Raw genomic sequence first — 10,930 nt, forward strand, 5'->3', positions numbered from 1 at the left:
AGGAGAATATCAAAATGAAGAAAAAATTAGTTGGATTAGTAAGTATTTTAGCTGTTGCTACATTATTTTTAGGTGCATGTGGTAATCAGGCTGGGGATAAAAAAGAAGAAACTAAAGCAAGTAGTGTTACAAAAGAAGAGAAGACAATTAGTGTAACAGATGGTGAGGGAAAAGATGTTGAAGTACCTAAAAATCCAAAAAAAGTAGTTGTTTTTGATATGGGTTCACTAGATACGATTAATCAACTGGGTGCAGGAGATACAGTCGTCGGAGCACCATTAAAAACATTACCTAAATATTTGGCTACGTTTGATTCAGTTGAATCAGCAGGTGGGATTAAAGAGCCTGATTTAGAAAAAATAAATGCGATGCAACCAGAATTAATTGTTATCTCAGGTCGCCAACAAGATTCTCAAAAAGACTTAGAAAAAATTGCTCCAACACTTTATCTAGGGATAGATAGTAATAAAACGTGGGAATCAACGAAACAAAATATTGAAACATTAGGCACTATTTTTGATAAAGAAGATGTAGCAAAAGAAAAGATAGCTAAATTAGAAACAAGTATCAAAGAAGTGAAAGAAAAAGCTGAAGCAAGTAAGGAAAAAGGATTAGTAACGTTAGTCAATGAGGGCTCATTATCTGCTTACGGTGAAGGTTCACGCTTTGGTATTATCCACGATACATTTGGTGTTGCTTTAGCTGATGATAACATTGAAGCATCAACTCATGGACAAGAGGTGTCTTATGAGTATGTGTTAGAGAAAAATCCAGATATTCTTTTTGTTATTGATAGAACAAAAGCAATTGGTGGAGATGACAGTAAAAATAATGTTGCTGATAATGAATTAGTTAAACAAACTAATGCTGGAAAAAACAGTAAGGTAATTTCATTAACTCCAGATGTATGGTATTTATCAGGTGGCGGGATTGAGTCAACTGAATTGATGATTAAAGATGTGATGAAGGCGTTTGAATAAAGTAAAAAACAGCTTAGATAAATTATTATCTTAAGCTGTTTTTTATTTTAAAGTATCAATTATTTGTCTAGAGATATTTAGTTTGTTGAGAGTGTCTTCATAGTTTCTTGAGGCATACATGGAAAAGATAATATCTGCTGTGAATAATTGTACCATCATTGAGTTGGTTGCAGAACTTCTAATCGGTGCTTCACTTGCTCTTGATGTAATCAATAAAGCATCTGCTAAAATGGCTAAACTGGAATCAGGTGAGCTAGTAATTACGATGACTGGAATATTTTGATTTTTAGCAATTCGAGCTAAATGAATTACTTCTTGTTTCTCACCTGAATTAGAGATAGCAATAAACGTAGCCGATGATGAGTTACTGACTAAAGAAGTTGCCATCAAGTGACTGTCTTTACTGAAAAAAATATTTCTACCAATTCGAGTGAATTTTTGATGTAAATCCTCGGAAACTAACCCAGATGCCCCAATACCGAATGTAAAAATGTTAGTATTGGCTTCAATAAAAGTAACAGCCTTATTGAGTGCTTCATCATCTAATAAATTATAGGTTTCTTCAAAACTATTATTTAAATTGAATTTTAGCTTTTTCTTTATTTGATGAATTTCCTCGTCTTTTACGATATCAGTATGCAAATTTTCTTTTATTTGGGGTAAATTTTTGGATAATTGTAGTTTTAAATCTGTAAAGCCATCAAGTCCAAGTGAATAGCAAAGTCTGACGATAGTTGCTGGGCTTGAATTTGCTTCTTTTGCCAAGTGAGTAACGTTCATACTAATAACTTCTTGAGGATTATCCATAATCCAAGAAGCCAATTTTTTTTCTGCATTAGATAAACTATTTAGTTTTTCTTTCATTACATAGATTATATTATAATTCATCATTTTTTGACCTTTCATTGAATAGTAAAAGACATACAAGCCTATTATATAGGTTGTATGTCTTAAAATCTACGATGATAACCAGCTTGGGATGTCGTTTAACGAAAGAATTATTTTAGTGGCTAATCGTTGATCAATATCAAACTCTGTAGGTTTTAATGCTAAACAGTCAATACCGGCTGCAACGGCTGCATTAATACCATGAGTGGAATCTTCAATTGCTACACAATCATCTGGGTGATAACCTAATTGTTTTATAGCCTCTAGATAGACATCAGGTGCAGGTTTTGAGTGTTTCATATCAGCGCCACTGACGACAACATTGAAGTAAGGTGTTAAGTCAGTTTTTGCTAAAATATCTAAAAGAATAGAATACTCACCTGATGAAGCTAATGCAATTTTAAACTGATGGTCTTTGAGCCACTTTAATACTTCTTCGACATCTTCTGTTAATATTTGCTTGTAATCAATTGTAAACTCTTCTTTAAACAATTGATATTTTATTAAATACAAATTTCTTTTTTCAGTAGAATCTGGAAAAAGAAGTGTGAACATGTCTTTAGGATTAGAACCAATAACTTTATGTTGAAAATCATCGTCTAAGGGTAAGTTGTGCTCACTGAAAAATGCTGCACGTCTTTGTTGATAAAGTATTTCCGATTGGATGAGGACGCCATCCATATCGAAGATAACCGCTTTTTTCATTTTATTGTTTAACTCTCATTTCTGAAGTTGTTCCAAAGAAATAAGTTGCTAAGAAACCACCAACGTATGCTGAAAGTAAACCAATAATATAGTGTAAAACATGACCATTATTAATTAATGGAATAAGAGCAACCCCACTTGGTCCAATCGAAGTAGCACCAACGTTACCAAATAATCCAATAACAGCACCACCAATACCACCACCGATACAAGCAGTAATGAATGGACGACCTAATGGTAAAGTAACCCCATAAATTAAAGGTTCACCAATACCTAAAACACCTACTGGTAGAGCACCTTTAATCATTTCTGTTAATTGTTTGTTTTTACGACAACGAACCCATAAAGCGATAGCTGCTCCAACTTGTCCAGCACCAGCCATTGCAAGAATTGGAAGTAGTTGTGTATAGCCATCTGCATTAATCATTTCTAAATGAATAGGAGTTAAAATTTGATGTAAACCAAACATAACCATTGGTAAGAATAATGAACCTAACATAAAGCCGGCAAAAGCACCACCAACTCCTAAAATCCAATTAATAAAGCCAACAAGGCCAGCAGAAATAGCGCCAGCAACAGGCATAATCAAGAAGATAGTTACCATAACCATAACTAGTAAAGTAACAGTTGGTGTGACAATGATATCAATTGATTCAGGAATAACTTTGTGTAATTTCTTTTCAATCATAGCCATTAAGAATACGGCAAGAATAACGCCAATAATACCACCTTGGTTCGGACTTAAGTCGCCACCAGTTAAAATATTAGGAAGTGGATTTTCAGGTGTTACCCCAGTAAGCATGATAATACCACCGATAACCCCACCTAAACTTGGAGAAGCACCAAATTCGCTTGCAGCATTAATACCTACATAAATATTTAGGTAAGCAAAAACCCCACTTTGAACAATTTTTAAAACAGTAATCATGTTTGCCCAGTTTTCGCCACTGATTTGTCCAGCAGTCATCATGTTACCAAGAACTGAGGCAATACCACCAATAATACCAGCACCAACAAAGGCAGGGATTAATGGAACGAAAATGTTAGCGATTGATTTTAATGCTTTTGACCATGGTTTTTGATTTTTCTTTTTTACTTCTGCTTTCATTTGAGCAGCTTTTGCTTCAACAGCGTCTTTTCCTGATGTTGTGTGAGTATTAGTCATCTCTTCACCTAATTTAACTCCAGCCATATCAACCATTTCTTGAGCGACTTTGTTCACTGTACCAGGTCCAACGACAACTTGTAGTGTGTCATCTTCAACAACACCCATAACACCTTCAACATTTTTTAAGCTTTCTAAATCGACTTTGTCGTAGTCTGAAATTTCCATTCGAACGCGAGTCATACAATGAACAATTTTAGTTACATTTTCCATGCCACCAACATTTTTATAAATGCCATTAGCAATATTTTTAATACGATCTGTCATAATTATTTCCCCCAGTATTAAATACTATTTTTGATAAAACCTTTTCCTTTTTCTAACCGTGTTGAAGCCTCTTCTAAAGAATCACCAGTTAAAATCATAACGATGGCTAATTTAACATTTTCATCAGCAAGATTAAATGTTTTTTCAGCTGTTTCATAATTACAATCAGTTGCTTCCATAATAATACGTTTTGAACGTTCTACTAATTTTTCATTTGTTGCTTTAACGTCAACCATCAAGTTATTGTATACTTTTCCAATACCAATCATAGAAACAGTTGAAAGCATATTTAGAATTAATTTTTGACTTGTCCCAGCTTTTAAACGAGTTGAGCCAGTTAATACTTCTGGTCCAGCATCTACTTCAATCGGGTATGTTGCGTATTGACTAATAAGTGCATTATGATTACAGGCAATAGTTGCAGTAGTGGCATTGACGCTTTTAGCGTATTCTAAGCCACCAATAACATATGGAGTACGTCCACTAGCTGCAATACCAATAACAATATCTTTTTCATTTAGGTTAAGATTTTTAAGGTCATTTGCTGCTAATTCTTTTGAATCTTCAGCACCTTCAACAGCAACTGTCATTGCTTGATCACCGCCAGCAATTAATCCTTGTACCATTTCAGGGTCAGTGCCAAAAGTTGGTACGCATTCAGCGGCATCTAAAATTCCTAAACGTCCACTTGTTCCTGCTCCCATATAGATAAGGCGTCCGCCTTGGTTAAATGATTTAATGATTTCATTGACAACAACATCAATGTCTTTCAACTTGTCTTTAATAGCTAATGAAACTTTAGCGTCTTCTTCATTCATAATGGTTAATATTTCTAGAGATGATAATTCATCTAAGTTCATTGTTTTGTTATTTCTTCTCTCAGTTGTTAATTTAGTTAAGTCCATGAGTCAATCCTTTCTGATAAACTGATATTTTTGTCCTGCTTTTATCCATTTGATTAAATCTAAATCTTTATCTATTACTTTTCCTAAAACGTTGACGCGTGAATCAGCAGGTAAATTTCTTTTTACAATTTGTAATTCACCTGCGTAACGTCCGTAAAGATCATTATCAAGAGTAATAGAGCCAATTGAACGAGTAATGGTATTAATTTGTTTAATCGGCGGAATCTCTTTAAAGCGAGCTTCCTGACTTCTAACGACATCTCTTGCACTATCCATTCGATTTGTATGTATACCAACTAATAATTCTTTGAAATCTTGATAATAAAAGAAACTATGTAATAAAATAAGGTCATTTTTTTGGTACATTTCAAATTGATTGATTGTTTCAAGAAGGAGCTTTTCATCGCCAATGTAGACTTCATCTACAAAGCAGTCATCTAACAAATCAATACTTGCAGCTAAAGGATGTGAGTAACGATGGACCTCTAAGGTAGGTAGTTTATCAAATAGAGGTCCTCTAAGAACATCATCACCAGGAGTAAAGGCAATAATTTTACCACCTAATTCTTTTAACCAAGCATTTTTTTGGATGAAAGCTTCTTTTTCAAGTCCAGTTTCAACTCTTGGATAATAGTTATGCCAAAATTCCATGTTTGAAAAAGCAGCATGGTATTCTTTTAATTCAGCTACATCATTATGTGATAACGTGCTAGCATTTAACCCAACCGTCAGATGATGTGACACTTTTGCGATGGTTTCCATTGAGATGCCGTAATCCATTCGTAAACCTGTAATGCCTAATGCTTTGATTTTTTCAATATCATTAATTAAATCAAAGCCTAGAGAGTTTAGCCCTTTAGTAGAAATATCGACCATTAAATGTAGGTGATGTTTCTTAGCAAGGTAACCAAGTTGGGTGATTCGATCCAGATATTTTGAAGAATCATCTTCTGGAATATGCATGGAAGTAAAAATACCTTTAAAACCGCTCTCACTCATTTTAGCGATGTATTTTTCAGTTTCATCGCTAATCGAAGACCCTAGAAAAACTGAAAAGCCAAACACATGTAACGCCTCCTTTGTTTTTAAGTTCACGGTCATTATACCTGTTAAGAAATAAAATTTCAACAATTTAGCAAGAAAAGGTTTTCTTAAGGAATTTTATTTCTTCAGGTGAATTAATTAATATTTTAAATGTAATAGCGTATTATAGTAATAATAGAATAAGAAAGTAGGGAAAGTTATGAACGCTATCAAGAAAAATAAATTGAAAGAAATAAAAGCATACGCTGAAAAAATTCTATCGAATGATAAAACAGGGCATGATATGGATCATATTCACCGAGTGGTTTGTCAGGCTCAAAGAATTCAAAAAATTGAAGGTGGAAATCTATTTATTATTCTTGCAGGAGCATACCTACATGATGTGATGGATGATAAATTAGTTTCAGATCCTCAGGAAGCAAGAAATGAGTTAGGTGACTTTTTAGACTCCATTCAACTAGATAAAGATGAGCAACAACATTTATTTGAAGTGATAGACAATGTTTCGTTTAGCCATCAGCTAGAAAATAAAACAGCAAACGACTTAACGCTTGAAGCTAAAATTGTTCAAGATGCGGATCGTTTGGACGCGCTTGGCGCGATTGGAATTGGCCGAACATTTTATTATGGTGGTAGAAAAGGGCATAAGATGTATGATGAAACTATTTTGCCGAGAGAAAATATGACAAAAGAAGACTACCGAGTGAACCAAACTGTGATTAATCATTTTTATGAAAAATTATTTAAGTTAAAAGAGATGATGCAAACAAAAACAGGAGTAGAGATGGCAAAAAAAAAGACAGATTTTATGGTACTTTTTGTAGAGAATTTTATTGAAGAGTCTAAATAAATTTATTATGTGCTTATTTTTATACAAGTAAGGAGTGCTTATGAAGAAAATAACGATTATATATAATCCAATATCTGGTAATGGTGAAAATAAGAAAATAGCACATTATGTAAAAAAAGAACTTAGTGAACATTGGAAAACAGCGCATATTGAGGTATATGAATCTAAAGGAAGTATTGATTTATACAGCTATTCTAAAAATTGTTCAGAAAAAAAGTACGATCTCATTGTTGCTTTAGGTGGTGATGGAACAATCAATAAAGTTGTTTTAGGTATTGTGGATGGAGGGAATTTTTCAAGTCTAGGAATAATACCAACTGGAACGGTAAATAATTTTGTACAAGCCTTGGAAATCCCTATAGATATAAAGAAATCAGTGAAAGTTTTACTTAAAAACAATGTTAAAAATATTGATATTGCAAAAGTAAATGATAAGGTAATGATTAGTAGTTTAACTATTGGATTGTTCGCTGATGTAGCTCTTTATGTAACCAGTGATGATAAGAAAAAGTTCGGGTTTGTGACGTATCTTTTAAGTTTTATAAAAATAAAAAAGTTTTTGAGAAAACATCAATTGGAAATATGTTTTAATGACCAAAAAATAGTATCAAATGTCGCTATTGTGATCATATCAATGACAAATTCATTAGGAGGATTTTCTACATTTAGCCCTCACGCACAAGTAAACGATGGATTGATGCATGTTTATATTATTAATAATTTATCGTTTTATAAGATTATGAAATATTTACAACAAATAGTCTCAGGTAAAAAATTTGAAGTTTCTAAATTAGAATCGTTTCATACAGATTCATTAACAATAAAGAATAAAAAGATGCATTCTTCAAAAAAGAGTAATACAAGAATTGATGGTGATCCTAGTGAGGATCTACCGATAAAAATTGAAGTTTTGCCTCACTATTTAAAAGTTATGGTAAATACCTAACTAAATATATTTAAAACATCGTATTAATTTAAGAAAATATTGATACGATGTTTTTATTTGACAAATGTTAGTTTTTTGGTTAATATTTACATATGAACAGCTTTTCATATGTTTTATAACAATAGAAAGGATGAATGATATGAGCAATAAAAAGAAGAATAAAAAAACTAATGTTTTAAAAAAGGCTTTAGCTAGTGGAGTTGTGTTGGCCGGTGCTAAGAAATTATTTGATAATAAAGAGAAAATATTAAGTAGTTTACAGCAGTTTGAGAAAAAGGATGAAGAAAGAAACAAAGAGTAATAACGAAGGCTAACGATGTGTATGGAATTATGAGCTTTCTGAACTAGCTAAGATTTTTAATTCATTCTATTACTGAAAGAAATGATTAAGTGATACACTGAATACATCTTAGTGAAGGACGGTGGCAAATATGAGTATTTACCAATTTGAAATGGAAAAGATGGACGGCACCAAAGAATTTCTTAGTACGTATGAGGGTAAAACTATATTAATTGTGAATACTGCAAGTAAGTGCGGTTTTACTAAACAATTTGAAGGCTTAGAAAAATTGTATCAAACATACAAGGAAGATGATTTTGTTATTCTTGGTTTTCCGTGTAATCAATTTCTAAATCAAGACCCGAAATCAAATGAGGATATTCTGTCATTTTGCCAGTTAAATTATGGTGTGACATTTCCCATGTTTGCTAAAATAAAAGTAAGAGGAAAAGAAAAAAGTCCGTTATATGATTACTTAATTAGAGAAACAGGGAAGAAGCCAATTGAATGGAATTTTGCCAAGTTTTTAATTAATAAAGAAGGTGAAATTGTTGAACGTTATTCACCTAAAACAACACCAGAAATGATGGGATCTGACATTCAAAGTATTTTAAAATCGTTATAGAAGAGCTAAATCGTGAAGAATCATATTCAAGGCATCTTCTTTAGAGAGTGAATCTGTTAGTATTTTCTCATGTTGGATACCTAGTAAATCGTGTGGTATGAACCAGTTTTTCATCTTATCTTCACCAAAATCAGTATTAGTTTTTGTAAGGTGTCTTCTGAGTGTTTCTTCAAAAGACAAATCATAGTAATAAACAAAAATATGGTCTGCTTTTTCTAAGCATTTAATGAGCATCTCTTCGTATTTATTTTTTGCTAGAATACCTTCAACAATGGTATATTCGCAATTTTCAATTCCGTAAGTAATCATGGATTCAAGCAAACCGATAGCTAAATTACCTGGTTTATCATGTACTTTCAACATGGTGCGTCTGACATAATCTTGAGAAATAAGCAGTGTCCCACTACCTAAAAAGTCGTGTAAATCGTTTGCTATTGTGGTTTTACCGCTACCAGAATTACCACGGATAAGAATAACGTTAGACAAAAGAATAACCTCCTTAGTTGTTGTGAGTCTATCTTTCTATTTAAAATTATCTTAAAACTTTTTTCAATAAAAAGAAACAACTCATTCTATAATTATTCACATTTAAAGGCTAATATATAAGCATACCAACAAAACAAACAACCCTAACAAACTTTTTCATTTATTTACTCCTCCAAAGTAAATAAACAACTCCTTTTTTAGTCCTTAGCATGAGCTAAGGGCTTTTTTTATGTTCAGGTTGTCAGTCAAAGTAGATTATTAGTAAAGTGAATAATTAAAAAGGTGAAAAGTTCGTTCATTTATTGCTATAATTAATAAATAATAAATGAATAGGGAGTAGTGAGGATGTATACAGTTAAAACCAATCCAAAAAACAAACGACATTGGTTTTTCTTATTATTGCTATACATAGTTAGCTTTTTTTATTTAACGTATTCTTCATATGATAAATCAAGTTTTTGGGCTATTAGTTTTATTTTTATAGGTCTATCGCTTTTTCTTTATTTGGAAGGAAAGGCGACACTAACAATAACGAAAGACAATTATATCTATGCTAATTTTGGTAAAAAAAATTATTTAAAAAAAGACCATAAATTAAGAGCAGATGGTCAATTTTTAGCAGGATTTGGCAACAATTATGTGAAGGTCTATCGTTTGAGAATAATTCATGGAGATACCTATGAAACAGTAAAAGAAATAAGAATGTCGATGTCCTCCAAAGATTATGATAAGTGTTATGCAGAGCTAAAAGAAATAGGCGAGTTTAAATAAAGGCCGTTAAATTACATAAGAAAAGGAATGTTAGATATGAAAATAGGAATTATCACAGCAATGCCGATTGAATTAGAATACCTTTTAAAGAACATTACAATAACAGAAGAAAAACAACTAAATCGCAATACCTTTTATATCGGAACTTATGGTGAGTTTGAATTAGTCTTAGTGACAAGTGGTGTGGGAAAATCTAACGCTGTTGCCTATACACAAATGCTACTTGATTATTTTAAACCAGATTGCTTGTTTAATTTAGGGATTGCTGGTGGTTTACAAGCAGGGTTAAAACCTTTGGATATTATTGTGGGTTCTCACTACAGTCATCATGATGTTAATGTCACACAGATGAATAAGTTATTTCCTTACACTTCTAAATTTGAAACAAATCCGTTATTAGTTGATTTTGTTTTGACTAATATTTCGAACAGTTTAAAAGGTGGTATTGTCTCAGGTGAGCAGTTTATAGGAAGTAATAAAGAAAAACAAATTATTATTGAAAAATTTGGTGCGGTTGCAGTAGACATGGAGTCAAGCGCTATTGCCCACACGTGTTTTATTAACAATATTCCTTTTGTCGCTATTAGAGGAATTTCGGATTTGGCAGATGATAGTGCTCATGATACCTATGATGTGAATGAAAAACAGGTTAGTGATTATGTGGGAGAAAGTTTTCTAAAGATGATTGGAAAAGGTGATTTTACGCAAAGCATGGGTTAGAGCGTAGAGAGCCGTGCTATAATAAAGAAAAGCAATGGAGGGATTGAAATGGTTGAGAAGAAGTTGTTGAAATCAGAAAAAATCCGTATCAAAAATGATCGATTGCGAAAAAAAGGTAAGGATCCTTTAAAGGGTTCAAGAGAGATGGTTAATACAGGGGCAGGTGGTATTAATAAGGCAAATATTGGTATCAAAAATGGAGAGAATACAACAAGTTTAATGAATAAAACGCAAAGAAATTCTATGACAGAAAATGCGAACAAAGAAGATAATAGGTAAAAAAATCGAGGTCGATATT

Annotated in this window: 14 protein-coding genes; 8 read left to right on the top strand and 6 right to left on the bottom strand. The window is 32.4% G+C overall.

Going from position 1 to position 10,930, the window contains the following annotated elements:
- Positions 1–14: 14 nt before the first annotated feature.
- The gene (locus RR554_RS08190) at positions 15–980 is read left to right on the top strand and encodes a siderophore ABC transporter substrate-binding protein (RefSeq protein WP_332463447.1); all 966 of its coding nucleotides are present in this window, start codon (positions 15–17) and stop codon (positions 978–980) included.
- Between the two features lie 42 nt (positions 981–1,022).
- On the opposite strand, the gene RR554_RS08195 is transcribed toward RR554_RS08190, so the two are convergent.
- From RR554_RS08195 to RR554_RS08215, 5 genes are all read right to left on the bottom strand, one after another.
- Positions 1,023–1,844: a MurR/RpiR family transcriptional regulator gene (locus RR554_RS08195; RefSeq protein ID WP_332467787.1), complete on the bottom strand. Its 822-nt coding sequence runs from the start codon at positions 1,842–1,844 to the stop codon at positions 1,023–1,025.
- Between the two features lie 93 nt (positions 1,845–1,937).
- On the bottom strand, positions 1,938–2,573 hold the full coding sequence (locus tag RR554_RS08200) for an HAD family hydrolase (RefSeq protein ID WP_332467788.1): 636 nt from the start codon (positions 2,571–2,573) through the stop codon (positions 1,938–1,940).
- 1 nt (position 2,574) lies between these two features.
- Positions 2,575–4,008 (bottom strand): PTS transporter subunit EIIC, encoded by a 1,434-nt coding sequence (locus RR554_RS08205; protein WP_332467793.1) that lies wholly within the window; start codon positions 4,006–4,008, stop codon positions 2,575–2,577.
- 14 nt (positions 4,009–4,022) lie between these two features.
- Positions 4,023–4,910 (bottom strand): N-acetylmuramic acid 6-phosphate etherase, encoded by an 888-nt coding sequence (murQ, locus tag RR554_RS08210; protein WP_332463450.1) that lies wholly within the window; start codon positions 4,908–4,910, stop codon positions 4,023–4,025.
- 3 nt (positions 4,911–4,913) lie between these two features.
- Entirely contained in the window at positions 4,914–5,975 is a 1,062-nt protein-coding gene (locus RR554_RS08215) for a DUF871 domain-containing protein (protein ID WP_332467789.1), read from the bottom strand.
- Between the two features lie 178 nt (positions 5,976–6,153).
- Here RR554_RS08215 and RR554_RS08220 point away from each other — a divergent pair, with 178 nt between their 5' ends.
- The 4 genes from RR554_RS08220 (at position 6,154) to RR554_RS08235 (ending at position 8,655) form a co-directional block, all read left to right on the top strand.
- Positions 6,154–6,804 (top strand): HD domain-containing protein, encoded by a 651-nt coding sequence (locus RR554_RS08220; protein ID WP_332463452.1) that lies wholly within the window; start codon positions 6,154–6,156, stop codon positions 6,802–6,804.
- Positions 6,805–6,844: 40 nt separating this feature from the next.
- Positions 6,845–7,750, top strand: a complete 906-nt coding sequence (locus tag RR554_RS08225) for a diacylglycerol/lipid kinase family protein (protein WP_332463453.1) — start codon at positions 6,845–6,847, stop codon at positions 7,748–7,750.
- 139 nt (positions 7,751–7,889) lie between these two features.
- Entirely contained in the window at positions 7,890–8,051 is a 162-nt protein-coding gene (locus tag RR554_RS08230; protein ID WP_332463454.1) for a hypothetical protein, read from the top strand.
- 130 nt (positions 8,052–8,181) lie between these two features.
- Positions 8,182–8,655, top strand: a complete 474-nt coding sequence (locus RR554_RS08235) for a glutathione peroxidase (protein ID WP_332467790.1) — start codon at positions 8,182–8,184, stop codon at positions 8,653–8,655.
- Here the strand turns inward: RR554_RS08235 and RR554_RS08240 are convergent.
- Complete coding sequence (locus RR554_RS08240; protein ID WP_332463456.1) at positions 8,650–9,141, bottom strand: AAA family ATPase; 492 nt, start codon at positions 9,139–9,141, stop codon at positions 8,650–8,652. The two genes, RR554_RS08235 and RR554_RS08240, sit on opposite strands and share 6 nt — an antisense overlap.
- 345 nt (positions 9,142–9,486) lie before the next feature.
- Here RR554_RS08240 and RR554_RS08245 point away from each other — a divergent pair, with 345 nt between their 5' ends.
- The 3 genes from RR554_RS08245 to RR554_RS08255 are packed head-to-tail and all read left to right on the top strand — an operon-like array spanning position 9,487 to position 10,911.
- On the top strand, positions 9,487–9,912 hold the full coding sequence (locus tag RR554_RS08245) for a hypothetical protein (RefSeq protein ID WP_332467791.1): 426 nt from the start codon (positions 9,487–9,489) through the stop codon (positions 9,910–9,912).
- 36 nt (positions 9,913–9,948) lie between these two features.
- Positions 9,949–10,632, top strand: coding sequence for a 5'-methylthioadenosine/adenosylhomocysteine nucleosidase (locus RR554_RS08250; RefSeq protein ID WP_332463458.1), 684 nt, complete (start codon positions 9,949–9,951; stop codon positions 10,630–10,632).
- 48 nt (positions 10,633–10,680) lie between these two features.
- Complete coding sequence (locus tag RR554_RS08255) at positions 10,681–10,911, top strand: hypothetical protein (RefSeq protein ID WP_332467792.1); 231 nt, start codon at positions 10,681–10,683, stop codon at positions 10,909–10,911.
- The last annotated feature ends 19 nt before the right edge of the window (positions 10,912–10,930 follow it).

Origin of the sequence: Vagococcus sp., assembly GCF_036639995.1 — a bacterium.
Lineage (GTDB): Bacteria > Bacillota > Bacilli > Lactobacillales > Vagococcaceae > Vagococcus.